At 46.6% G+C, this 24,876-nt stretch carries 26 protein-coding genes, 2 pseudogenes and 1 riboswitch; of the genes and pseudogenes, 18 read left to right on the forward strand and 10 right to left on the reverse strand.

Features of this window, described 5'->3' with window-relative positions:
* Positions 1-447 precede the first annotated feature (447 nt).
* Positions 448-972, reverse strand: coding sequence for a DUF3087 domain-containing protein (locus KIV40_RS19075; protein WP_285350774.1), 525 nt, complete (start codon positions 970-972; stop codon positions 448-450).
* Between the two features lie 158 nt (positions 973-1,130).
* On the opposite strand from KIV40_RS19075, the gene trmY reads away from it, so the two are divergent.
* Positions 1,131-1,730: a tRNA (pseudouridine(54)-N(1))-methyltransferase TrmY gene (gene trmY, locus KIV40_RS19080; protein ID WP_038890998.1), complete on the forward strand. Its 600-nt coding sequence runs from the start codon at positions 1,131-1,133 to the stop codon at positions 1,728-1,730.
* A 78-nt stretch (positions 1,731-1,808) separates the two neighbouring features.
* On the opposite strand, the gene KIV40_RS19085 is transcribed toward trmY, so the two are convergent.
* Positions 1,809-3,152 (reverse strand): TldD/PmbA family protein, encoded by a 1,344-nt coding sequence (locus KIV40_RS19085; protein ID WP_285350775.1) that lies wholly within the window; start codon positions 3,150-3,152, stop codon positions 1,809-1,811.
* Positions 3,152-4,537, reverse strand: coding sequence for a TldD/PmbA family protein (locus KIV40_RS19090; protein ID WP_134977260.1), 1,386 nt, complete (start codon positions 4,535-4,537; stop codon positions 3,152-3,154). Before KIV40_RS19090 ends, KIV40_RS19085 begins: the two co-directional genes overlap by 1 nt.
* Before the next feature lie 356 nt (positions 4,538-4,893).
* Positions 4,894-5,004: riboswitch (TPP riboswitch) on the forward strand.
* Positions 5,005-5,112: 108 nt separating this feature from the next.
* Here KIV40_RS19090 and thiD point away from each other — a divergent pair.
* The 8 genes and pseudogenes from thiD (at position 5,113) to KIV40_RS19130 (ending at position 11,654) form a co-directional block, all read left to right on the forward strand.
* Positions 5,113-6,000: a bifunctional hydroxymethylpyrimidine kinase/phosphomethylpyrimidine kinase gene (thiD, locus tag KIV40_RS19095; protein WP_285350776.1), complete on the forward strand. Its 888-nt coding sequence runs from the start codon at positions 5,113-5,115 to the stop codon at positions 5,998-6,000.
* On the forward strand, positions 5,990-6,745 hold the full coding sequence (locus tag KIV40_RS19100; RefSeq protein ID WP_285350777.1) for an ABC transporter ATP-binding protein: 756 nt from the start codon (positions 5,990-5,992) through the stop codon (positions 6,743-6,745). Before thiD ends, KIV40_RS19100 begins: the two co-directional genes overlap by 11 nt.
* Positions 6,738-7,538: an ABC transporter permease gene (locus KIV40_RS19105; RefSeq protein ID WP_285350778.1), complete on the forward strand. Its 801-nt coding sequence runs from the start codon at positions 6,738-6,740 to the stop codon at positions 7,536-7,538. The genes KIV40_RS19100 and KIV40_RS19105 overlap by 8 nt, the downstream gene beginning before the upstream one ends.
* A 47-nt stretch (positions 7,539-7,585) precedes the next feature.
* Positions 7,586-8,536 (forward strand): ABC transporter substrate-binding protein, encoded by a 951-nt coding sequence (locus KIV40_RS19110; protein ID WP_285350780.1) that lies wholly within the window; start codon positions 7,586-7,588, stop codon positions 8,534-8,536.
* A gap of 54 nt (positions 8,537-8,590) precedes the next feature.
* Positions 8,591-9,259 carry a thiaminase II gene (tenA, locus tag KIV40_RS19115; RefSeq protein WP_285350781.1) on the forward strand — a complete coding sequence of 223 codons (669 nt, stop codon included), beginning with the start codon at positions 8,591-8,593 and terminating at the stop codon, positions 9,257-9,259.
* A 12-nt stretch (positions 9,260-9,271) separates the two neighbouring features.
* Positions 9,272-10,063: pseudogene (gene thiM / locus KIV40_RS19120) on the forward strand (hydroxyethylthiazole kinase).
* 62 nt (positions 10,064-10,125) lie between these two features.
* The gene (gene thiE / locus KIV40_RS19125; RefSeq protein ID WP_134977253.1) at positions 10,126-10,740 is read left to right on the forward strand and encodes a thiamine phosphate synthase; all 615 of its coding nucleotides are present in this window, start codon (positions 10,126-10,128) and stop codon (positions 10,738-10,740) included.
* A gap of 188 nt (positions 10,741-10,928) precedes the next feature.
* Positions 10,929-11,654: a phosphatase PAP2 family protein gene (locus tag KIV40_RS19130; protein ID WP_285350782.1), complete on the forward strand. Its 726-nt coding sequence runs from the start codon at positions 10,929-10,931 to the stop codon at positions 11,652-11,654.
* A gap of 78 nt (positions 11,655-11,732) precedes the next feature.
* Here KIV40_RS19130 and KIV40_RS19135 read toward each other — a convergent pair whose 3' ends face one another.
* Both KIV40_RS19135 and KIV40_RS19140 read right to left on the reverse strand, forming a co-directional pair.
* Positions 11,733-14,180 carry a molybdopterin guanine dinucleotide-containing S/N-oxide reductase gene (locus KIV40_RS19135; RefSeq protein ID WP_285350784.1) on the reverse strand — a complete coding sequence of 816 codons (2,448 nt, stop codon included), beginning with the start codon at positions 14,178-14,180 and terminating at the stop codon, positions 11,733-11,735.
* 23 nt (positions 14,181-14,203) lie between these two features.
* A complete protein-coding gene (locus KIV40_RS19140; protein WP_103414751.1) occupies positions 14,204-15,298 on the reverse strand; it encodes a NapC/NirT family cytochrome c in 1,095 nt (364 codons plus the stop codon).
* 231 nt (positions 15,299-15,529) lie between these two features.
* Between KIV40_RS19140 and KIV40_RS19145 the strand changes: the two genes are divergently transcribed.
* From KIV40_RS19145 to KIV40_RS19170, 6 genes and pseudogenes are all read left to right on the forward strand, one after another.
* Positions 15,530-16,081, forward strand: a complete 552-nt coding sequence (locus KIV40_RS19145) for a GNAT family N-acetyltransferase (RefSeq protein WP_103414750.1) — start codon at positions 15,530-15,532, stop codon at positions 16,079-16,081.
* A gap of 9 nt (positions 16,082-16,090) precedes the next feature.
* Positions 16,091-16,822 carry an SDR family oxidoreductase gene (locus KIV40_RS19150; protein ID WP_103414749.1) on the forward strand — a complete coding sequence of 244 codons (732 nt, stop codon included), beginning with the start codon at positions 16,091-16,093 and terminating at the stop codon, positions 16,820-16,822.
* A 9-nt stretch (positions 16,823-16,831) separates the two neighbouring features.
* Positions 16,832-17,296, forward strand: coding sequence for a GNAT family N-acetyltransferase (locus KIV40_RS19155; protein ID WP_012130205.1), 465 nt, complete (start codon positions 16,832-16,834; stop codon positions 17,294-17,296).
* Positions 17,297-17,414: 118 nt separating this feature from the next.
* On the forward strand, positions 17,415-17,885 hold the full coding sequence (locus KIV40_RS19160) for an HAD family hydrolase (RefSeq protein ID WP_038891021.1): 471 nt from the start codon (positions 17,415-17,417) through the stop codon (positions 17,883-17,885).
* 60 nt (positions 17,886-17,945) lie between these two features.
* On the forward strand, positions 17,946-18,446 hold the full coding sequence (locus KIV40_RS19165) for a GNAT family N-acetyltransferase (RefSeq protein WP_079401655.1): 501 nt from the start codon (positions 17,946-17,948) through the stop codon (positions 18,444-18,446).
* Positions 18,436-18,615: pseudogene (locus KIV40_RS19170) on the forward strand (GNAT family N-acetyltransferase); the annotation flags it as partial. The gene KIV40_RS19165 and the pseudogene KIV40_RS19170, both read left to right, overlap by 11 nt.
* 14 nt (positions 18,616-18,629) lie before the next feature.
* Here KIV40_RS19170 and KIV40_RS19175 read toward each other — a convergent pair.
* Together KIV40_RS19175 and KIV40_RS19180 are read right to left on the reverse strand one after the other, a co-directional pair.
* The gene (locus KIV40_RS19175; protein ID WP_285350790.1) at positions 18,630-19,289 is read right to left on the reverse strand and encodes a hypothetical protein; all 660 of its coding nucleotides are present in this window, start codon (positions 19,287-19,289) and stop codon (positions 18,630-18,632) included.
* Positions 19,290-19,357: 68 nt separating this feature from the next.
* Positions 19,358-19,801 carry a cytochrome c gene (locus KIV40_RS19180; RefSeq protein WP_285350792.1) on the reverse strand — a complete coding sequence of 148 codons (444 nt, stop codon included), beginning with the start codon at positions 19,799-19,801 and terminating at the stop codon, positions 19,358-19,360.
* Positions 19,802-19,933: 132 nt separating this feature from the next.
* Between KIV40_RS19180 and KIV40_RS19185 the strand changes: the two genes are divergently transcribed.
* A complete protein-coding gene (locus tag KIV40_RS19185; protein ID WP_285350794.1) occupies positions 19,934-20,575 on the forward strand; it encodes a cytochrome b/b6 domain-containing protein in 642 nt (213 codons plus the stop codon).
* 10 nt (positions 20,576-20,585) lie between these two features.
* Positions 20,586-21,014 (forward strand): MarR family winged helix-turn-helix transcriptional regulator, encoded by a 429-nt coding sequence (locus tag KIV40_RS19190; RefSeq protein ID WP_103414745.1) that lies wholly within the window; start codon positions 20,586-20,588, stop codon positions 21,012-21,014.
* A 96-nt stretch (positions 21,015-21,110) separates the two neighbouring features.
* On the opposite strand, the gene KIV40_RS19195 is transcribed toward KIV40_RS19190, so the two are convergent.
* From KIV40_RS19195 to KIV40_RS19205, 3 genes are all read right to left on the reverse strand, one after another.
* Positions 21,111-21,632 (reverse strand): hypothetical protein, encoded by a 522-nt coding sequence (locus KIV40_RS19195; RefSeq protein WP_309145837.1) that lies wholly within the window; start codon positions 21,630-21,632, stop codon positions 21,111-21,113.
* Positions 21,633-21,977: 345 nt separating this feature from the next.
* Positions 21,978-22,265, reverse strand: coding sequence for a hypothetical protein (locus KIV40_RS19200; protein WP_005428383.1), 288 nt, complete (start codon positions 22,263-22,265; stop codon positions 21,978-21,980).
* Between the two features lie 62 nt (positions 22,266-22,327).
* Positions 22,328-23,245, reverse strand: coding sequence for a DMT family transporter (locus tag KIV40_RS19205; RefSeq protein ID WP_103414743.1), 918 nt, complete (start codon positions 23,243-23,245; stop codon positions 22,328-22,330).
* 110 nt (positions 23,246-23,355) lie between these two features.
* Between KIV40_RS19205 and KIV40_RS19210 the strand changes: the two genes are divergently transcribed.
* Complete coding sequence (locus KIV40_RS19210; protein WP_285350800.1) at positions 23,356-24,792, forward strand: PLP-dependent aminotransferase family protein; 1,437 nt, start codon at positions 23,356-23,358, stop codon at positions 24,790-24,792.
* Positions 24,793-24,876 lie beyond the last annotated feature (84 nt).

Below are 24,876 nucleotides of genomic sequence, written 5' to 3' on the forward strand. Positions count from 1 at the left end.
ATACTGAACATTACATAAAGTAATGTTTGAATTGACTGTGCTGAGTCTTTCGACTCAATGGTCACTTCGTATCATTGAAACCTAATTTGAAGCCGAAGCTTCTAATTGGATTATCATCAACGAGTGCCCACACAGATTGATAGGTCTATATTGTTAAAGAGCTTGCTTCGTAAGCTTTGCTACCGAAGCGGAGGCGTATTCTAAGGAATTAATTTTTAGTGTCAAACACTTTTTTAAATTAATTTTTAGAAGCTTTTCTTTCGCCTCATTGCCAACAGCTTTTGCGTTTCCGCTTTGCCCTGACAACGGAGGCGCATTATAGGGAGATGATTTTACTTGGCAACCCTTTTTTAGAAAAAAACTTAAAAAAAAGCGTCGAGTGATGAAATCTCACTCAAACGCTTATTTTTAGCACTTAGTTGTTAACTTAACGTAGCAAACAGGCAATCAATATGTGTCAATCCAAGACTCTTCAAAGCTTGTGATATCAAGCTCCAATGACTTCGCTGCTTCTATTCGCTCAATTACCTCTAATTCTTTATTTACACTGCTCATCGTTAATGTGTTGTTGTCCAACTCAAACACCTGACTTTGAGTCGTATAGTAGAACTTAAGGATCGTCAGCGCTTTTACATCGTGCTCAGCAGAAGCGGCTTTAATGCTTTTCAGTTTGCGAAAGATCTTGTTGTGCAGCTGCTTGAGTTTCCAGGCATACAACACTTCTTCCATATAGGGACGTGTTTTGAGTTGGTTCAACAAAGACAGTGAAGTGGCTAAAGCAAGTACAACACCAATTAAGTTCCAGTGAAAGTTCCCCGTCGACTGTTCAGGTACTACATCTGTATTACCGAACAGAACGATCAATAGCGTACTAAAAGCAAGAGAAGAGATAGCAAGCAAGGCAACAAAGCCACCAATCACTAGGTTGACCTTCTTTCTATAGACTTGTTTGTTTATTTTTTTGATTTCCATATACCGCTCCTAACAGGTTGCCTCTATTCTAACCAGCACACTCCGCACGACAATCGAAGCTTTGTAAGTAAGTTCACATTTGCTATTAAACTCGCATCCCTTCCTTGCTTGGGTATATACTTCCGCCCATTCACTCTTCCTATATAGAGGCTAAATTCATGCGCTCTTTTGTTTTACGAGCTCGCGCGGCACCAACCACCAGCAAAGCACTGTTAGAAGGTGTTGGTAATGAAGCGCATACAGAGATTCTTGCTCATACCATGATGAACACTATGTTCGTTGCTCAATCACACCGTGAAGATGTGGTTGTTCACTTGGTTTTAGAAAGCACAAAAGATTTCTCACGTACCATTACCATTCGATCCAACGACATCACTAACATTGGCGGCTTCCATGAGTCAACCTTGATCGCAGCAGTGGCTCGCGCTTTAGACGCTTCGGTTGGTATGGGTAAAGAGCAGCTTCGTGAAGTCGAACCTGGCATCACCGTTCGTACAGTCAGCTTTGAACGCCTAGTACAAGAACTGGCGGAAGATCACCAACTATATATGTTGGATAAAAAAGGCGAATTTGTTCGTGATGCAGAAATCGGTGGAAACCCATGTTTCTTGCTAACTGACCATATTCCGATGCCGAAGAAGTCTTATAACAGCTTGAAGCGCCTTGGCACAGAGAAGATCAGCTTAGGTCCTAAGATGCTTTTCGCTTCTCAGTGTGTGGTACTGATCCACAATGAGTTGGACATTCGCGAATTTTAATTCTCGCGAGTTAATCACTCTATAAAAGAAAGAGGACTCAGTTTAGTCCTCTTTTTTGTTTCTATAGGAATGCTGGGGTTATTTACCACCAATGCTCAAACGAGCAAAACGAACATCTGGCGAGAAGAAAGTTCGGCTATCGTTAATTAGCTCAGTATCACCCACAGCCTCAACTTCTTGCAGCATCTTGTAGAAGTTACCCGCAACCGTAATACCACGAACAGGTTGAACGCGCTCTCCATCACGGCACAAGAAGCCACTCGCGCCAAACGAGAAATCACCACTCACTGCATCCGCGCCAGAGTGAACACCCTGCAGTTCAACTAACTCTAGGTACTCACCCGCTTTCACTTCTGACGCACTGCTGTTGCCTGTCGCAATCACTTTGTGATTCGCTGATACGTCTAAGCTCGATTTTGCACCACGAGCAGCACTTGCGGTAGATACTGCGCCCAAGTAACTCGCCGTCTGGCTGTTGTGTAGCAAAGTTTTCAATTCACCATTAGCAATCATGACGTTGTCTTGAGTAGCAAAACCCTCACTATCAAAGCCCGAAATTGCCATACCATTTGGCATGTAAGCCGCGTCGGTAAAGGTAATCAAATCACTCGCAATACGTTGGCCAAGCTTGTCACCCAATGGTGTAATGCCTTTCATCGCACTTACGCCAGAGAAAGCACTGCCAAAAGCACCGAACAAACTTGCTAGCGCATTGATATGGAAGATTGCTGGGTAGTTACCCGTCGCAACCGGAGAGCCGTCAAGAAGATCGCGAGCAAGGTTGTAACCACCTTCGATACAGTAAGCAGGGTTCAACTCATCAAAACGACGACCAAGTGACATTTGCCCTGCCATCGACTGTTTACCGTCTTTTTCAAACAAGGTGTACGCGTAACAAGTAAACGAGCGTTCGAAGTGTTGGCACAATGAGCCTTGTGTATTGGCGATGATTAATTGCGTTTCGCCATCACTATAACCATTGTAAGGTGCGCTAGAAGCGTGAGGCAGAGCGACTACGCCTTGCTCAAGAGCGAGAGACATTTCAATCTTTTCATCAACCGAAGTTGTGTCTTCTTGAGCAATCTCAGCCACGTCAGTCGTGATTTGGCTGTTCACGCAACTAATGGTCTGGTGTTCGTCTTGCTTGGAAAAACGAGCGCTTTGCAGTGCATTAGTCAGCATCAAATCTAAGCTCGGTTGTTCTAACGATTCAGAGTAGCTCGTTGCGACACGCGCATCTTTAACAACACGAACACCCAGAACTTGGCTTGAGCTTACTTTGTACTCATCCAACTGCCCTTGGTTCGCTTTCAGAGAAAAGCTGCTGTTGCAGTTTACAATGACGTCCGCTTCTGCGCCTTGACGCTTTGCTTCTGATAGGACGTAATCAACCGCATTAAGAAGTTGTTTTTCTTGGCTCATTAGTTACCGCCTCCTACCAGAATGTTATCGACTTTCAGCGTTGGCTGACCGACTGTTGTTGGCACTGAACCACTCACGGAACCACACATGCCCGGCGCAAGCGCCATGTCTTTGCCGACCATGCTGATTTCTTTCAACACTTTTGGACCCGTGCTGATCAGCGTTGCCGTTTTCAGAGGCTTGGTTATTTTGCCATTTTCAATGAGGTAAGCTTCACGAACAGCAAAGTTGAACTCGCCCGTGCCCGGTTGAACCGAGCCGCCGCCCATCTTCTTCGCATAGATGCCGCGTTCGATACCTGCCAGCATGTCATCAAGTGAATGCTCGCCTTCTTCGATAAAGGTGTTACGCATACGCGAGGTTGGTGCGAACTTGTAGTTTTGACGACGACCAGAACCCGTAGGTTCGTAACCTGTCTTCATGCCACCCATTTTATCGACCATAAAGCTGGTTAGCTTACCGTCTTTGATCAACTGAGTGCGCTGAGTCTTCATGCCTTCGTCATCAACATGGATCGAACCCCATTCGTTGGTCATGGTGCCATCATCGACAGCATTCACTGCGGTGTGAGCAATCATTTCGCCCATCTTGTCGTGGAATACGGACGCTTTCTTCGCAACCGAAGTGGTTTCTAGCAAGTGACCACAAGCTTCGTGGAAGATAACGCCGCCAAAGCCGTTACCAATTACCACTGGCATTTCACCCGATGGGCACGCATCCGCACCAAGTTTTACTAACGCTTGCTGCGCGATAGTTTGACCTAGCTCTTTCGCATCAAGTTGTTCACTGAACTCCCAACCAGCAAGAGCGCCTGGACCTTCCATACCAGAAGACTGCTCATTACCTTTTTGCGCGACAGTATTACCAGCAACTCGGATGTAGTGACGAGTATCGTCAACGTGTAGACCTTCAGAGTTGAAGATAGACACTTGTTGTTCGCGCTGAAGCACGCTGCCAATGAACTGGCTGATATGGTCACTCTCTGCGCGTGCGGCTTGGTCAACTTGCAATAGGAAAGCGATTTTAGAATCTAGGTTCGCGTCTTTGCCAAGTGGCATACGACAACCATGTTGAATTGGGTAGCGGTTCAGATTGAGAGAACCTGCTGAGGCGATTTGCTCACGCTTGTCTTTTGCTGCAAGCAGTGAAGTTACGCGTTTTAGTTCGGCTTCATCTGTGCTGTTGGTGTAACCGTAAAGCACTTTATGACCGAAGAAGAGACGAATACCGATACCAAAATCGATACCCGAGTTAACCTTGTCCACCTCACCAGATGCGATCTGGACAGTGTTAGTTTGATGGTGTTCAACGAATAGCTCAGCGAAATCAGCCCCTAAAAAGAGGGCATGATCGATCACCGCTTTCGCTGTTACAGAATTAAGCATGAAATCTCCTTGCTCGTTGATCGTCCTAGCCTTCCCCATCTTTGAGTTAGACCCTGTTTATTAAAGTCATGTCATAAATTGAATGACCCAAAGACATATTGGCAACGCGTTAAATGTTAACACTTTTTTAACCTTGTTTTGTGCTAATCCTTGCTAAATCAAAGAACGATTCGTTACGTATTATGTCGATATCTGATTACTAGATAGTGTCTTGAACTGCCATTTTCAATGCAGCACGTTATTTACACTAAATTCGGTTCTCTCATTACTGCTCTCAAGTCTCATATTTAACCGATTGCTCTGTCTTGGTCGGAAAAAACACGTGCACCGTAACTGAGTGAACTGCTATTATCATGACGAAATAGTCGGGGGGCCCTTGCAGTTTATGCATCGGCTGAGATCGAAATTCGAGACCCGTTGAACCTGATTCAGTTAGCACTGACGTAGGGAACTATCATCACTTTGCCACTAGCCTGCTTGAGTTTTATTGTCGCAGCTAGCCTCAATGGATCCGATCACCGATCTTCCCTTGCGATGGCCAAGTCAGTTCCTATACGTCTGTAATAGGAGCGACCATGGCGCAGCAGTCAAGCCAAGAAAAACAATTAACCCAACCACACGCTACAACTTCAATAGACACACCGATTGTGTTGACGATTGCAGGTTCTGACAGCGGCGGCGGCGCAGGCATTCAAGCCGACATAAAAGCGATGTCCGCAAACGGCAGTTTTGCTTGCTCGGTAATCACGGCGATTACTTCGCAAAATACCCAAGGCGTTTCTGCGATTTTCCCAATCCCTCTCGACCATGTAGAGAGCCAACTTGATGCGGTATTTACCGACCTCAACATCGTTGCAGTTAAAGTGGGCATGCTGGCCGATTCCAATATCATCAAAGTCGTTGCAGACAAAATTAAACAATACCAGCCAAAACACCTCGTGATTGACCCTGTTATGGTGGCCACCAGCGGCGATCTATTACTGGAACAGTCGGCAATCAGCACTTTAAAAGAAGAATTGATTCCGCTCGCAGACATCATTACCCCTAACCTACCAGAAGGCGCCGCATTGACGGGTAAGCCAGTGCCTCAGTCGGAATCTGAAATGAACGATATGATTGCTGATTTACGCGCGCTCAGTGCAAAAGCGGTGCTGTTAAAAGGCGGCCACTTAGAAAAAGATGAAAACAGCAACGATCTGCTGATCATGCAAGACAGCGCCGAGTTAATCAGCGCTAAACGCTTTCCAACCAAAAACACCCATGGCACAGGCTGCACGCTGTCTTCTGCTATCGCGTCTTACCTTGGCCAAGGCAACAACCTGCACAAAGCGGTGCACCTTGGTAAGCAGTACATCAGCCAAGCTATCGCGCACGCTGACGAATTGGATGTCGGTAAAGGTCACGGCCCTGTGAACCACTTTTTTGCAGGTCCTAATTTTGGGAAAAGTAAAGATGTGCGCTAATGCACTGGGCATTCAGCTTACCGAAGCAAGTCTGCAATACAAAGACAGCCAAACGCCAACATTAGCAGGGTTGAGTATGACCATCCCTGCCAATCAATGGACTGTGTTACTTGGCCGCAGTGGTTGTGGAAAAACGACGATCCTTCGTTATCTAGCGGGCTTGTTAGACGACAAAGTCGAATGGCATGGTGAATTAACCACCACGGATGGCATCGCTCTGCACGAACGTATCGCCTACATGGCACAACAAGACTTGTTGTTGCCGTGGCTAAATGTGTTAGACAACGTCTGCCTAAGTTCTCGATTTTCTCAAGACCAAGCACCAGAGCAAAACAAACAACGTGCACTGATTTTACTCAAACAAGTAGGACTCGCCGATTACGCGTATGCTAAGCCAGCTCAGCTCTCTGGCGGTATGAGGCAGCGTGTTGCCCTTGCTCGCACTCTGATGCAAGACAAACCTCTAGTTCTGATGGATGAGCCTTTCTCTGCACTGGACGCGGTTACTCGCCATAAGTTGCAAACCTTGTCTGCCGAATTACTGAAAGATAAGACGGTTGTTCTGATTACCCACGACCCACAAGAAGCGGTGCGATTAGCTCACCAACTCTATGTACTGCAAGGTACGCCTGCGCAAGCTCAGCACTTGGTTGTTCCGGGTTCTACGCCTCCACGAGTTCTCGATGGAGAATGCGCGGCGCTACAACAAGCGATTTTGGATCAACTGGAGAAAGACTATGAGTGATATGACTCAGTACAACTCCGTTTCGGCACGTATTAGTAAAAAAGAACGCGTGACACATCCGGCTCTGCGCTTGGTCATCAGCACTGCGGTGATCTTGGGATTGTGGCAGTTGGTCGTGGTGATATTCGATATGCCAAGCTTCATCTTACCTTCACCAATTGAAGTGCTGGATAGATTGGTCACTCGTTACGATGTCCTGCTCAAACATACTTGGGTTACCGCGCAAGAGATTTTACTTGGCTTGGCGCTTGGATTATCGATGGGTTTGCTGTTCGCATTGCAAATGCTGATGTTCGAGCCGCTCAAGCGTTGGTTACTGCCCATTCTGATTGCTAGCCAAGCGATCCCTGTGTTTGCCATCGCGCCAGTGCTCATGCTTTGGCTTGGTTACGGCATTACATCGAAAGTCGTCATGGCGGCGATCATCATCTTTTTCCCCGTCACGACATGTTGCTACGACGGCTTACGAAATACACCAACAGGTTACCTCGATCTTGCCAAGACCATGGGCGCGTCTAAATGGCAGTTACTTCGTCATATTCAATTGCCAGCCGCCCTACCAACGTTAGCTTCAGGTATTCGTGTTGCCGTCGTTATTGCGCCAATTGGAGCAGTGGTAGGTGAGTGGGTAGGTTCAAGTGAAGGCTTGGGTTATCTGATGCTCCAAGCCAACGCACGCATGATCATTGATGAGATGTTTGCGGCGCTGTTTATCCTGGCCGTGCTGTCTATCGCACTCTACTTCATCACCGATAAATTATTGAAAAAAGCCATCCCTTGGGAAAGCAAATAATTACAGAAAATAACCAAAGAAAATTGGGAAAGAAAAGGAAGAACCCCGTGAATCAAAACAAACTTATGAGCGCTGCTGCTCTACTCGCTTCAGTGGTATCAACCAACGTGCTTGCCGCTGAAAAAGAGATGACACTGATGTTGGATTGGTTCGTCAATCCAAACCATGGTCCTATCGTGATTGCCAAAGAGCGTGGTTACTTCAAAGAGCAAGGTTTGAAGGTCAACATTCAAGAGCCCGCAGATCCAAGTACACCTCCTAAGTTGGTCGCTGCTGGCAAAGTCGACATGGCGATTTCATACCAACCAAGCCTAACTATCGATGTCGCGGCTGGTTTGCCACTAATCCGCTCTGCGACTTTGATTGCTACGCCACTCAACACGCTGATGGTGTTGGACAACGGTAAGAATGAAAACCTTGGCGACTTAAAAGGCAAGAAGATCGGTATTGCGATCGCAGGCAACGAAGAAGCGACAATCGGCACCATGCTTGCGCAAGAGGACGTGAAGTTTTCTGACGTACAAATCATCAACGTAGGTTGGGCACTGTCTTCGTCTCTTGCGTCTGGCAAGGTGGATGCGATTTGGGGCGGCCTACGTAACTTCGAAACCAACCAACTGGCACTAGAAGGTTATAAAGCTAAGGCCTTCTTCCCTGAAGAACACGGCGTGCCAGCGTATGACGAGTTAGTCTTCGTAGCTAATGCGAAAACCTACGACAAAGAAGCCATCAAGGCATTCAACAAAGCGCTAGAACAAGCAACCACTTACATCGTTAACCATCCAAAAGAGTCGTGGCAAGAGTTCGTGGCTTATTCACCAGACACGCTCAACAACGAACTTAACCAACGCGCTTGGAATGACACGCTAACTCGTTTCGCTCTTCGTCCATCAGCAGTAGATCTGAAACGCTACGATGATTATGCCGAATTCATGTATTCACAAAAAATTATCGAAACACTGCCAAAAGCGAAAGATTACGTACCGAACTTTGACTAATTCTACTGACCTTAGGATCTAAGCCTAGGGTCTTTTGATAACGAGATACCCATAATGAAATACCAAAATTTGATCGACGCTTGCCGCCAAGATTGGCAAGAATACACTGAGCATGCTTTCGTGCAGCAATTGGCAAAAGGCACTCTGGCTCAGCCTTGTTTTCTGCATTACCTAAAACAGGATTTTCTTTTCCTAAAGCAGTACGCCCGAGCTTACGCATTAGCGATCTACAAAGCGCGTACTTTGGATGACATGCGCCGGGCGCTCCCAAGCGTACATGCATTGCTCGATTCTGAAATCGCCCACCACGTGACTTACTGTGAGCAATGGGGACTGACAGAATCCGACCTAGAAAACGAGCCAGAAGATTTCGGCACTGTGGCTTACACCCGCTACGTATTGGATGCTGGCATGACCGGCGATCTTGTTGATCTTTACGCAGCACTTGCTGCTTGCTCTATCGGTTATGCCGTTATCGGTAAGATGCTGATTGAAGATGAAAAGACAGTACTCGAAGGCAATCCATACGCAAGTTGGATCAACCTCTACGGTGGTGAAGAGTTCCAATCTGGTGTCGCAAAAGGTGCAGAACACTTTAATCAGTTATTGGCGGAAATCGATATCAACAGCCAACGCGGTCAAAACCTGATTCAGGTATTCAAAACCGCAACGCGTATGGAAGTGGCATTCTGGCAACAAGGTCTGAACGCTCAGCAAGATTAATCGGAGAGTCTCATGTTAATTGAACAAATCACCCAAGCATTAACCGCAGTACGCCAGCAAAAGCCATTAGTCGTCAACATCACTAACTAAGTGGTGATGAATAACACAGCAAACGCACTATTAGCGATCGGCGCTTCTCCAATCATGGCGCACTCCAAACAAGAGATGGCAGAGATGATGTCGTTCGCTGGCGCCCTGGTTATCAACATCGGTACCTTAGACAGCGTTTGGACACCGCGTATGAGCCATGCCGTAGAGCAAGCCAATGCCAATGATAAAATCGTTGTACTCGACCCTGTTGGTTGCGGAGCAAGCTCACTCCGAACCGAGACATCACGTGAGATCGCACGCCTTGCAAACAAGTTGATCATTCGTGGTAACGCTTCAGAAATCATTGCTCTCGCTGGCGAGCAAGCACAAAGCAAAGGCGTCGATGCACTAGACAGCAGCGACGCAGCACTTGGCGCAGCAAACTTCTTAGTCTCAGAGTATGGTGCGAGCGCAGTGATTTCTGGCGAGACTGATTACATCGTCACGAAAGGGCAAACCGTGCAGCTAAACAACGGTCACGAGATGATGCCATACGTAACCGGAATGGGTTGTACACTAACGGCTCTGACAGGCGCTTTTGCTGCTGTTGGTGATAACACCGGACTTGCTGCAGCGGCAGTACTGGGCGTTGTTGGCGAGATTGCAGCGGAACAAGCTCGCGGCCCAGGTAGCCTGCAAATGAACTTGTTGGATGAGCTTTATCAGTTGGATGAAGAAACGCTGGCCAAACGCCTAAAACTGCAAGTGAGCTAAGCTTTTTTCTAACAAATATCGACCTCTCATTTCATCTAGATGAGAGGCTTAAAGGAAACCCAATGAACGCCTATCGTTTATATTTGGTCACCGATGACCAACAAGATTTAGCCACACTAAAGCGTGTTGTGAAAAAAGCAGTGGAAGGTGGCGTGACCATGGTACAAGTCCGCGAAAAACACGGTGATGTGCGTGCGTTTATCGAACGAGCTCAAGCCGTCAAAAACATCCTTAAAGATACCGATGTGCCTTTGATCATCAATGACCGCGTTGATGTTGCACTGGCTGTCGATGCTGACGGGGTCCACCTCGGGCAATCAGACATGCCAGCAATCATTGCTCGTGAGTTGATTGGCCCAAACAAAATTCTCGGTTTATCTATCGAAAATGAAGAGCAGCTTGCAGAAGCCGACTCTCTGCCGATTGATTACATCGGTTTGAGTGCGATCTTCGCGACGCCAACCAAAACCAACACCAAAAAACATTGGGGTATTGAAGGTTTGAAGATGGCGTTAAAGACGACCTCTCTACCGATTGTTGCCATTGGCGGCATCAACGAAAGTAACATTCCGCAACTTAGCGCCACCGGTGTTCATGGCTTGGCTTTGGTTTCAGCAATTTGCCACGCGGAAGACTCCAAAGCAGCATCGGAGTACCTATTGGGTTTGATGAGCTAACCTTGCTCACTCCTGAGCAAAGCGCTTATGGATGAGCGCGTTTGCCTTTCAGTACTTTCAACAGCCCCTCCTTTCACAACGGAGACCTGCAATGTCACTTTCAAGACCGAATTGACAGAGCGTTGATAAGTTTTTCACATGGATTGTCGTAAGATAGCCACCTATTTTCGACTGCTGTATGACTTTTCATGAAAACTAAAAAATACGGTTTGATGATGCTCGCCTTGTTCATTCTTGGCATCATCCCACTTTCGCTGTTTGCCTCGTATCACGATCTTACTTCTCACGTTTCTGACGGCACAGGCATTCTCTTTACTCTGCTAACCGATTCTGCGGGCAGTAAAGGCTTTTTGATCACTCTAACGCTGTTGGTGTTATCACTTTACCGCTTCAAGCCAAGCCAGTCTGACTGGATGCAAAAACTCTCCATGCTGGGATTGTTACTAGTGATTGGTTTTGCCAGCAAAACAGGCTTAAAGCTGATGACAGAAAGCCCGCGTCCCTACACCGAATTGCTTGCCGCAGAGCAATTGATTGAGTATCCAGAAGCGTTTTATCAACTAGAAACCGCTCAGCAAACGAATGTTATTGGGCAAATTTCTGAGAAAGTCAGCGAATGGCGTACTCGCCACTGGCAAGGTGAAAAAGATTACTCTTTCCCATCTGGTCATACGATTTTCGTTTCTATCTGTTTAGCCTTCTTTGGTGGGTTATTTTTGCAAAACAAGTGCTATTTCTCTGCCGCTACCTTATGGGTATGGGCAATGGGCGTGGCGTACAGTCGCTTGTGGCTCGGCATGCACCGGATTGAGGACTTGATTGGTTCAGTGGTGTTTGTCGCCATCGTGTTTACTTTGCTACCGACATTTCAAATTACTAAAAAAGCGCCTTTCGTTGCCTTAGCAACCAAGTAAACGCCTTAAAGAATAGAGAAAAAAGAAGCCAGCAACTTGCTGGCTTCTTTAGTTTTGTATCTTTGGTTCTGACTGAGCTTAACCGTTCTTAGGCGGTGTGAATGCCGTTAGCTCAAGCACTGGGCCTTCGTACTTCTCGATACGAACCAATGCAGAGTTCGCCGCACAACCGTTCGCAAGGCGAGAGGTTGGAATATCTAGCGTTAGAACGTTACAACCACCGTTTTTACAGATGCCTGTTTTAGGGTCTAGATCTGGCCAGCCACCTTCGTGGATACACACTGAGCCTTGCTTGATGCCATCAGTCACCAATGCACCAACCAGAACTTGACCACGGCCATTGAAGGCACGAACAAGATCGCCGGTCTTAATACCACGCGCTTTTGCATCTTCTGGGTGTATAGAAATCGGCTCACGATCAGCAATCGCGTACTCTTCACGAATCTTCGCGTAGTTGAACTGGCTGTGCAGACGGTGTGCTGCGTGTGCTGTCATCAGCTGAAGTTCACCATCAGTTGCGTTACCCGTGTACTCTGTTGGCTCCATCCATGTTGGGTGTGGAGGACAGTCTTCTAGCTGGTAGCCTTCAATCGTCTTAGAGAAGATTTCGAACTTACCGCTTGGCGTACCTAGTGGGCTCATGATTGGGTTTTCACGGAATTCAGCGTAACGAACGAACTGCGCGTTCTTCTCGTTCCACTTCATTTCGATCAACTGGTTATCTTCCCAGAATTTGCTGAAGTTTGGCATTGCGATGCGTTGGCCACGACCGCCTTGCTGAGCCGCTTTGTAGAAGCCGTACAACCATTCCATTTCAGTCTTGCCTTCGGTGTAAACATCACGACCACCCGGAGCAAGTAGTTCTGCCATGTCCGCGAATACATCAAAGTCGTTACGAGCTTCACCTTGAGGCTCAACCACTTGCTTCATCGGCACTAGGTGTTGGTTACTGTAGTCACCTGTCATGGTCATATCGTTGCGCTCGAACGATGTGGTGATAGGCAGAACAATATCCGCGTGCTTCGCTGCCGCTGTCCAGTATGGTTCAGAGATAACGATAAGCTCTGGTTTTTGCCATGCTTTGATCAGACGTTTAGTGTCTTGGTGGTGAGTAAAGTTCGCACCGCCTGCCCACCAAATCATCTTGATCTCAGGGAACGTTAACTCATGACCATTGTGGTGGTAGCTCATCCCTGGGTTTTCTAGTGCTTCAACAATACGTGCCACTGGGAACGCGTTAACAGAACCAGAAACCGCCCAGTCGTTACCTGCAGAAGAACCGCCGCCTAGAGACGCAGAAATAGCAGGAAGTACACCCGCATCACGTGAAGGGTTACCGCCGTTTGAGTAGTGGTAAGAGAAACCAAAACCACCACCCGGTAGACCAACTTGACCCAGCATGGTTGCTAGCGTTACCAGCATCCAGTGACGTTGCTCACCGTATTGCTGGCGCTGCATACCCCAGCCCGCCATTAGCATTGTGCGGTTTTTGCTGAAGATGTCTGCAAGCAGCTCAAGTTGCTTAACTGGCACGCCACAAATCTTAGATGCCCACTCTGCAGATTTCTCAACGCCGTCTTCTTTACCCATTAGGTAAGCTTCGAATACGTCGTAGCCTGTGGTGTATTTTGCTAGGAATTCTTTGTCGTGCTTACCTTGTTTCACAAGCGTATGCGCGATACCCATCATCATCGCCACGTCCGTCATAGGGTGCGGAGCAATCCATTGTGCGTTGTCACCGAAGAACTCGATGGTCTCTGAACGCATTGGGTCGATAGCGATAACCGTCTTACCTGACTTCTTAAGCTGATGAAAAAACTCTAGGCCCGCACAGTCTGTTGAGCTCCATGCGATTTTCAGCGTGTTGATTGGGTTAAGACCCCAAAGCACCACAACGTCACTGTGCTCAAGAACCACTGGGTAAGTGGTTTGCTGTTCGTAAACTTCAATAGAGCCTACCACGTGCGGCATGATCACCTGCGCAGCACCCGTAGAGTAGTCACCAAGGTGACCTGAGTAACCGCCCGCCATGCTCATGTAACGTTGTAGAAGCGTTTGTGCTTTGTGCAACACACCACTTGAACGCCAACCGTAAGAACCAGCAAACACCGATTCAGCACCGTGCTCTTTACGAATGCGCATGTGTTGTTCGTGAATCAGTTTATAAACTTCATCCCAAGACACGCGAACGAATTCATCGCTACCACGCACGCCTTCTGGCGCTGATGGGTTTGCCAAGTAGCCTTTACGTACCATTGGGTACTTAACACGAGCTTTAGTATGAACTTGGTCAGGGCCCGTAGTTTGAAGACTGTTTGGTACCGTTTGTGGTAATGCGTTCGTGGTTGAAACCAGCTTACCGTCTTTTACTTCACACAGCATTGGGCCCATGCGACCCGCTGTAAGTACACCTGAACCACGCTTATCAGACGCTAGCGCGCTCACCGGTGTCATTGAAGTGAATGCGAGTGCACCAGCAGTAAGACCAGTGCCTTTTAGAAATCCGCGACGAGTTAAATTAGTCATAATCTTATCCTTCTATTTCTCTATTAGTGACCAACCACATCTTTCGCGTGGTGCTGGAAGAACTTAGTCAAAATTTCTAGGTTTTCTGCTGAAATATCAGTGCGATCACCCATACTCTTCGCTACAGGACCCCATGCGTTCACCGTGAAGTGATTTGAAGGAATTTTCGCGTGACAAGTTGCACAGTAAACGTTGTCCAACTCTTCTGCATATGACCAAACCGGCTCTAGCGTATCAACCACTGGAGAATCGATCGTTGCCGTTAGAGAAACAGGACGCCACTCGTTGCCGTATACGTCTGCTTTGAACTCGCCAGCTTCAACTGCTTGTTGGCCTTGTTCAGATAGTGTTGCAACAATCGCGCGTTGACCTTCACCCATGTAAAGCACTTGCTCAGCACCTTTCATTTGGAATGCATTGATCTTAACGGTGCGGTTGTCACCGTCCGCTTTTACAACGTTCAGTTTGGTTGTTGGATTCACCGTACCAAAGTCACCCATGCTGATAGACGTCACTGGGTAAACCACTTTCGCATCGGCTGCTGTTTTGGTTGTGAAGCTCATCAGTGTTTCAAACGCTTTGCTATCAAGTTCCGCTTCTGGAGCGAAGTGCGCTACACCTTTGTGACAATCGATACACGTTTGGTCATTCGCTTTACCGTATGCGTGCATCTTCGCCGCATCACGTGATTGTTCGAACTCTTCCATTGCATCGAAATCATGACAAGAACGACAGGTTGCCGAATCGTTTTCACGGAACTGCTCCCAAACCATCTCTGCAAGTTCAGTACGGTGTGCTTCGTACTTCTCTGGCGTGTCGATCTTACCTGTTACAAACTCATGGTAGATGTCTTTTGAAGCGCGGATTTTAGTGACCAAGTAATCCATTGGCTCTTTCGGAATGTGACAGTCTGAACATTCTGCGCGAATACCTTTGGCGTTACTGAAGTGCACTGAGCCTTGATACTCTTTGTAAGGGATTTCCATAGAGTGACAAGAGAGACAGAACTGAGTGTCGGATGTGTAATGCATCACTGCTGCGGTGCCACCTAAAGTTAGCCAGCCCACACCAATACCCACTGCCACCATTGCGGCGATATAACGTTTTTTAATCGACATAATTAGAAATAAATACTCACAAATTCACATACTTTGTCGCATATTTACCTCTTTAGTAGTATCTGGTAATTGATCTGAGTCATACGTACACCCTAGGTGGTGACTTATTTTTCGTTATTGAGAGACTCCTTGGCATATTCCATTTTTCTGAAAAATCTTTCTTGACCGAACCTATTCGTCATAACGATAGATTTTGTTTATCAAAGCACTTTTGATATGTTTGTGTGAGATATGAAAACTCGATCACATGGAGGCGATTCAAACGTGTTATCTCTACCCATTTCCACCCCAAGAACTGAGCTTAAGCCGCTAACAAAAAGTGATTGGGATCTGTATCGCCGCTTGAGTAGCGAACCACAAATCATCGCGCTTTGTTTTGACCCACCGACCGAAGACGAAATGCGCCAAAAGTTCGAATCACGGTTACCGGCATGGACACCGCAAAGCGAGCATTGGTTATGTTTGGTGATTTATGAAAAACAAAGCGCACAACCAATCGGCATCACAGGCTTTGTATTGCAGGATGGCATTGCTGAAGTCGGGTATTTATTGCTGCCAGAGTTTTATGGCCAACAGTTGGGTACGGAATCTCTTACAGGTGTGATTGAGTGGGCGTTTGAGCAGCACAAGATTTCTCAGTTTTCTGCCACGGTCACAGAGGGCAATATTGGCTCTGAACGAGTGCTGGAAAAATGTGGTTTCACACTCACCGAGACCATCCCCGAAGCCTATGAAATAGGTGGGAAAAAGTACGCAGATAAGCTCTATTCATTACAAAAATAAGGACGTGTTTTGCAGAAAGTAGTCATCATCACAGGCGCAAGCCGAGGCATCGGAGCCGCAACCGCCAAATTACTCGCCAAACAAGGCTACGCCGTATGCGTTAACTATCGCGCGCAAGTCGAGGCTGCCGCGCAAGTTGTTCGAGAGATTGAAGAGATTGGCGGTAAAGCCATCGCCATCAAAGCGGATGTTTCCGATGAGCAGCAGGTACTCTCATTGTTTGAAAAAACTGAACAAGTACTCGGAAAAGTCACTCACCTCGTCAACAACGTGGGCATCTTATTCACTCAATCTCGTCTTGCGGACATGAGCCTTGAGCGATTCCAAACTGTGATGAATGCTAATGTGACGAGCTGTTTTCTTTGTTGTAGAGAAGCAGCAAAACGATTTGAATCTGGCAATGCGATTGTTAATGTTTCTTCTGCCGCATCCCGCTCTGGTGCGCCATTTGAATACGTTGATTACGCTACCTCTAAAGGCGCAATGGACTCACTAACCAAAGGGTTATCTTTGGAATTAGCTGAGCAAAACATTCGTGTAAACGGTGTTCGCCCCGGCTGTATTTACACCGATATTCATGCCGATGGCGGCGAACCGAATCGAGTCGACAGGCTCAGTGAAAAAATCCCTCTCAAACGAGGTGGCACGGTAGATGAAGTGGCCAATGCCATCGCGTGGTTACTGAGTGATGAAGCTTCTTATGTCACTGGATCGTTTATCGATCTTGCAGGCGGAAATTAAGGAGTAACAATGAAAATCAGACCAGCGACACCCGACGATCTCAACGCACTTTTTGATTTAAACAAACAGATCAACGAGCTTCACCACCTTTATGCACCACAGGCATTTGTTGCTCCATCAGAAGAAGACCGAACATTTTTGATTAATATGTTAGCTGATGAAGAACGATTGTTTCTCGTTGCAGAGGAAGGCCAACAAGTACTTGGTTTTATAACCGCAACCATCACACAAAATGAAACCATCAGCTTTTTAATCAAAGACCCAATTTGCCGCATTGGCACCATCGTCGTCGATGAAAATCAGAAGTCAAAAGGCGTTGGCCGAGCCTTAATGGCGGCCGTTGAGCAATGGGCACGCGAGTCAGGTGCAACTCAAGTCCGCTTAGAAGTCATGGAGTTCAACCACAATGCGCAGCAGTTTTACGACAAGCTGGGGTTTGTTCCCAACTCCCGCCTTATGATGAAATATTTGTAACGATCACGACATTTAAGCGAATTTCAGCATTAAAGCTAACGTGAATCGCATTTATCTTTCTTGCTTTTCTTCCCTTTTCGAAAAGACGATATGATGTACGAATAATGGAGATTCGAACATGATTTATCTTTTCGATTGGGGAAACACCTTGATGGTCGATTTTCCTCACGCACAAGGAAAAATGTGCGATTGGGAACACGTTGAAACCGTTCCTCAAGCCAAAGAGACTCTGGCTCAACTCACACAAGATCACCAAGTGTTTATCGCGACCAGCGCATCAGATTCAGTGATGGAAGATGTGCAAAAAGCCTTTCAACGAGTTGGACTCGACCAATACCTCTCTGGCTACTTTTGCTTTGCAAACCTTGGTATTGCCAAGAATCAGCCTGATTTTTATCTTGCGGTCGCAGAGCAATTGAGTGCTGAACCAAGTCAACTCATCATGGTAGGTGACTTGCCTGAAAAAGACATTTACCCAGCAATGGACGCAGGCTTAAACGTAATTTGGTTCAACCCTAAAAACCTCCCTGCGCCAAGCAAACCAATCCCAAATCAAATACGTTGTTTGTCCGAGTTACTACGTACCTGACCAACATATAAACAAATACACTTAAGCCGCTAAACTTTATGCACCAATCAAGGAAGATAAATGCAGATAAGACCGATTACACTCAACGATATCGAACACTTTATTGCGCTTTGGAATAGCGTTTATGAGGAAGGCGAATACTTACGTTCTCCCGCGCCAAAAAAAGCGATGTTAAGCAAGGTAATTACTCGTGTAGAAAAAGAATCCATTCCCCAGTTTGTGGCCTTTGATGAAAAACGCTTAGTCGGCAGCATTGAAATTTTCCCAGCTGAAATGTGTGGCTACGAAGGTGGTGAATTTGCCAAAACTGGCTTCCTCGGCATTCATATAGACCAACAATATCGAAACCAAGGGCTAGGAAAGAAGCTACTTGAGACTGCTATTCAAAGCGGCTGGGAATATGGCTATGACACTATCGCGCTTCACGTTTATAAGAGCAATCGGCGAGCGATTACCTTGTATGAAAAATTTGGCTTCGAGCATTGCGGCGAGCTGGGTGAAGTGCTGCTGCCCAACGGCAAATATCTGATGAGTCAGAAAATGGTCTTAAAGCACCCGTAAGTTGATATTAGGAACGGGGACGTTTGGTTATCAACTGACTTACTATCAACGCTTGGGTTTCAGGGTAGAGAGCGTGGATAAAGATCACTTCTTACTCCACTACCCAGAACCAATTTGGGAGAACGGTATCCAGCACAAAGACATGCTGCGTCTGTATCTAGACCTTTAAACATAAAGGCTTAGTTAGCTTTTCATATCCAACTTTTTACCCAAGTATTCAATTTCAAAAGTCGCATACCCAAGCTGTACCGCTTCAAAAGAGTACATCAGGTTTTGCGCCTGCTGGGCATCTTTCGCCAATACGGCGACGGAGTAAATCGGACGCTCAACACCATTGTCCAACACTTGGGTATTGATGTAAGACGAGGTGACCAAGCCGGAGTTGTTCAAGCTGATCACTCGCTGCAGATCGACACCTAATACACGGTCCATTTCTAACGCCTCAATGCCCTCTTTCCAACGTAACGTCACATTGTAGTTATCACTTTCTGGCGTGTTGTCTAACCATTTAGCGCCTAGTGGTTGAATGCTCGCGATCTTCACCAAATCTTGCTGGTACATGGGTAAGTCCTGCAATTTAGTGGCAACTTCCGCCTCGTTATCAGCCGACAACACGAAACGCAAAATCTGTACTGGTTTACCATCGATACTGCTTGGTAAAACAAACATGTCTTTCACATCACCTTGTTCGATCAGTTGGCTAAAAGCGGCTTTCTGCTCTGGCAGTGTTTTGAGAACCTGTTCCGAATCATTAGTGTTCCAAGCCAGTTCCACACCGTAATCAGCAGCAAAGCTAGAGAAAGAAGCCACAGTCAGCGTGCTTAATAGAATGAGTTTTTTCATAAGGTTACCTTTCACTTAACGATTTTCTTTTTTGCTTCAATATAAATTCAATGTTGTGGATCGCTTGATTACCAACGACTGCGGTATGCACGATGGCAGCTTCGGCAAGTGCTCTGAGCCTGCTTAAGTCCTGCCTCAGCCGATGAAACTTGTTGGTTCTGCGCAGCTTGATACAACTGTGCAAACCCTTCATCCATTTGAAGCATCAAGCGATTGAAGTTATCTGGTTTGCTCCACACTTCTTTCTTCGCTTTGCTCTCAACTTGGCTTCCCTCTGGAAATGCTTGTTGCAGCTGTGCGCTGTGACGAGTGAGTTCACAACCAATCTGCTCTAGTGCGTGCCAATCGGTATTGCTGCCTTTCAATGTTTTATCGGCTTGTTTCGACAGAGACTCTATTTGCTCAAATGCATTCTGACGCGATTCAATTTGAGCGCTGAAGTCTCGGGCAAACAATGTTGTTGATACAAAGATGGTCGGTAAAAGTGCAATCAGTGCCAATGTCTTTTTCATTTCATACTCCTGGTTTTTCGTTATTGCAGTGTGGTTGCAAATAAATTTACACAACAATTATTGCGTCCGCAACTGTTGTTTTGTAAATTACCGTAAAGAAGATCATCACACCGAGAAAAGATCGAGGTAATTATGAAAATTTGGGATTTAGCAACGCGACTTTATCACTGGGCTCAAGCCCTACTGTTTATAGCCTTGATGGCATCTGGATTGTCTGGCAATGGGCCCCATGTTCAATTGGGGTTAGCGTTATTCACTTTGTTGTTATGGCGATTGACTTGGGGAATTATCGGCAGCGAAACCAGTTTGTTTCGCCAGTTTATCCGCTCGCCGAAAGGTGTCATTACTTACTTAAAAGGTAAATCGGCGGCGACTGTGGGTCATAATCCTGCAGGCGGCTGGATGGTGGCGACATTACTGACGACATTGCTGCTTCAATGTACCTCGGGAATGGCGCTTGCCGGCTTATTCGATACGTGGCCATATTCCGATGTTTGGCTTAACGACAACGTATTTGCAGGGCTTGAATGGTTACACCTGACCTTAGCCGATTTTTTGCCTTTACTGTTCGCCTTACATGTTGGCGCGATCCTTGTTTATAAACTAAGAGGTAAACCCTTGTTGAAAGCGATGATCACAGGTAAACAAACCCAAATGAACAAGCAAGCGCACATCACGCAACAGAAAATTGTCTATCTCGCGCCGCAAAGCCGTGCTTTAGGGGTGCTAGTTGCTGCAACATTGGTTACCATGGCAATCGTTGCTTTATCATAAGAGTAAGAAAATGAGCGAACAGTTTGACAGACAAGACAGCTTTGGCTGGATGATCAATGTCGTTGCACACGATGCAGCGAAACGATTTGAAGCCGAGCTCAAAAAGCACGGGCTTACCGTTGCACTTTGGCCGACCATGATGTGTTTGTGGGAAGAAGAAGGCGTGACGCAGCGCGATATCGCAGCGAAATCTAAGGTAGAAAACTCAACCACGACTCGTACCTTAGACAAGTTGGAGAAGTTAGGTTTGGTAGAGCGCCATCCCGATCCAAACAGCCGCCGCTCGTTCCGTATTTATCTAACGGAAGAGGGACGAAGCCTCAAAGAAACCTTGTTGCCAATTCCACTGACTGTTAATAAAGAGCTAATGAGTCCGCTAGAGCCAGCAGAGCAAAAAGAGATGCTTCGCTTGCTAAAAAAGTTGGTCTCAGAGATTTAGCACTTTGCTAAGTTTTTCCAACCCAAGAATAAACAAAGCCCTTAGTTCTGCACTCGGGGCTTTTTACTTTTCTACGCGCATCAGTTTGCTTAATACCTAGCAGCCTTCCGTGACATGGCCTCGTACCACCGAGCGCGTCGACGCTTGATTAACGTAATAGAAATAACACGCTTCACGTTCCAAGGTGTACCCTTGCGGCCAAATATACACCACACGATCTAATCCCGAATGATCAGCGAACTGATACTCCGGAATCGTGACAAAATGGGCACTGTTTGGGAATTGATTCCCCATAATGCAGAAGTCACTGCCTTTACATGGCTTATCAACGGGTGAGTTGCCTTTGGCAGGCAGACCAATCTCTAACAACGCTCGTATGCTATTTGCACTTGCTTCTGGCATCCCACTGAGCATGTTCACTTGATGATCAATATACGTCATTTGTCTGCGCTCCTGCGCATCATCAATCATCACTTTGGCGTGGAAGAACTTAAGAGACGTTCCCAAAGAAGACTGCGAACTGTGCAACATTGAAACGTAAGCTTGACGGTGAATATCGAGCAGAATTGGCAAGGCGGCGAGAGCGATGGAACCCAAGGTTGCTAAGACGATGGTGATTTACATCAACGTAAATCCTTTTGTTTTCAATTTCGGCTCTCAGCGTATAGGCAAATGATAGGATTATCGCTCCCACATCCGTGTGAGAACCGAGACAATATATCGCTGAAATTACGTTGAGAAACGCGCAAATGATGAGAAAAAACTAGGGAATTAAGAACTTGAGAGTGACCGCCAAATTACATTGAAACAAGCAGTAGAAGCGGCGTAAAAATTCGACTGAATTCAAAGCCTTGACGCAGGCCAAAGCCCTGTAAGCGACTGTTTCTAAAATAAGAATTGATATTAGTTAGTACTTTTGTTGTATTTAAAAACATTGTTTACTTCACTTTTATTCCGATTGGATTAGGCGTTGAGCAGCGGCACGTTATTGCGGATTAAGCCTCGGCGTACGCTAGTGCACATTTTGCCGAATCGACGGATTTCATCAAACTGAGGCGTGATACCGCGATCCATTGCAGATTCCCAATAGCTCAGTTCAGAATCTACCATTTCCAACAATTTTTTAGGGCAACCAATGCATTGTCCCTCTGGCCCGCAAACAAAGGTCTCGGGTTCATAAATCGGTAATTCTGCTTTGACTTGTTCAATGATATTGCGCATCGCGCTCATTCGATCTGGCTTGACGGTCATCATCCGACTCCACAAACATGTAAGGAGCCGGATTGTACTCTCTGGCACGCAAATGTCCCTACCTAATTTAGGTATATTTTACGTTTCTGCTTTGCAACCTTTGATTTAAACATTGGTAGCTCAGGCTTTTTCACCACTAAGTAGACCGCTGTCGCCGCCAAGACAAAACCAACAATGCCCATCCAATCAAACGACTCACCGAAGGCAAACCAAGCTTGAAGCGCCGTAGTCGGAGGCACAAGGTAAAACACAGAAGCAACACTCGATGCCGCACCATTCTTCACCATGTACAGCAACAACAGAATCGCCACACAAGACAGCACGACCACAAGCCAGATTAAGGTCAGAATGAACTCCGTCGTCCATTGCACCTGCATGGTTTCAAACTGCATCGCGATGGGCAGGAACATGGCCAATGCTGCTAGATACTGCACGGTCGCGCCGCCCACCATATCCACTTGTTGGCAGTATTTCTTTTGATACAGCGTGCCAACAGTAATACCAAAAAGCGAAGACAGACACACACCAATCGCTAAGGTTTTGTGCAAATCGGATTGCCACTCCATCTTACCCATGAGCACCATAGCAATACCAACAAAACCCAAGGACAAACCAATCCACTGTGATGGTTTGAACTGCTCAGATGCGAACGCCACCAGCAATACCGCCGTTAAAATAGGCTGTATCCCGACGAGTAGCGAACTTAAGCCCGCCGGCATTCCCAAACTGATGGCGAAGTACGTTCCACCTAGGTAAAAGCCGTGAATCAATATCCCGACAACGCAGCTGTGCCAAAAGTCTTTTCCCGTTGGAATGCGACGGCGCAGAAAGGCGACAATCACCAAAAACAACAGGACATTGAACGCCATGCGAATCGACAACAAGGTCGCAGGCTCGGCGTACTGCAAACCAAATCGTGCACCAACAAATCCAGAAGCCCAAAGGATCACAAATACAAAAGGAATGGCTCTGATTAACATGATTCGCCCTCACTCTACTTATTTTTAAATCTTGAATGTTTTTAAATCTCGAATTTTGCTAATGTAGTTAGGTACAGTGTTTTCAAAAAGTGACAGATGGAAGTATTTTTATGGGTACAGATTTAGCAAGTACACTTGATGCCAATAAGTATTTGATCGTCGAGAAGCATCTTAAACAAGCGATCAGCAATGGGGTTTATCAGCCGAACGACAAGTTGCCTTCCATCCGTCAATTGAGCACTGAACTCAAGGTAAGCAAGAACACGGTGATCCGCGCTTATCAGGAACTAGAAGCACAAAGCATGGTTTATTCGGTGCCAAAATCTGGTTATCGAGTAAAGCCAACCGAGCGACATGAAGCCAAGATCGCTAAACCTACGCGCGTGGATTTGCTCTCGGTGTGCAAACAAATCCTTACCTATCCCGATTATCAAGAGCTGCTTCCGATCGGCTCAGCACACCCAAACATTGACGCACCAGCCATCAAAAGCCTGTATGCCGAAATTGGTCGCCAGAGTCGTCAACAAAGCCATATTTCCAGCCATTATCAACTGCCACCGGGTGATGACTTATTGGTCAAACAGCTGGCGAAGATCACCCAAGATCTGGGAACGCCTGCAAACGTGGATGATCTTTTGGTCACCCATGGTGCACAGCAAGCTATCAGTCTTGCCCTCAGAGCAACAACACAGACAGGGGACATTGTTGCAGTGGAATCCCCCTGCTATTTCGGTAACTTGTTGATGCTCGAATCTCTCGGTTTACAAGTGGTCGAGATCCCTAGTTGTCCTCGTGATGGTATGGATCCAGACGCGCTAGAAAAAGCCATGGCGACGTGGGAGATCAAAGTCATTATTGTCACGCCAAACTTCACCAACCCAACAGGCTCAATGATGCCCCTTGAAAGACGTGAGCAACTGCTTAAGGTTTCTGGAGATATTCCAATCATTGAAGATGACGTGTTTGGTGCGTTGAGTTACGACAAACCCTTGCCAAGCTTACGCAAATTAGACGAGAAGCAACGAGTGATTTACGTCAACTCGTTATCGAAAACGCTCGATTCACGCCTTCGTATTGGTTGGATGTTGGCGGGACGCTATCGCGCTCAAGTCGAGCAATACCTGTTATGTGAAAACATGGGCAGTTTGAACTTGATGCAATCGGCAGTGGGCACTTTTCTAACCTCAGGCAAATACCGCACTCACACTGCGCGTATGTGCCGTGTTTACCAAGCCAACGTGAGACGATATTTGCAGATGCTCAATCAATGCTTAGATGCACACTGTGAACTAAAAAACCGCTACCAAATCAATGCAGTACAAGGCTCATTCTTGCTTTGGTTACGCTTGCCACCCAAGACTGACAGCTATGCGCTTTATCAAGCCTGTAACGAACACAAAATCAGTATTCTGCCCGGCTCGGTATTCGGCACTCAGGGACAGTATCAAAACTGTATTCGTCTCAGCGTAGCGAACTTTGGAGCGGAGAAAAACTGGTTCCCTGCGATGGAAACGCTGGCAGCACTGATTTCTCAGCACGTTAAATAGTCGCTCCAGGCATTCCGTTCCAAGCATTCAGCACCGATACAACAAAGCCTCAGTAATTGGGCTGTCTCCTATACACAAATCCCC

This window comes from Vibrio sp. D173a (assembly GCF_030248475.1).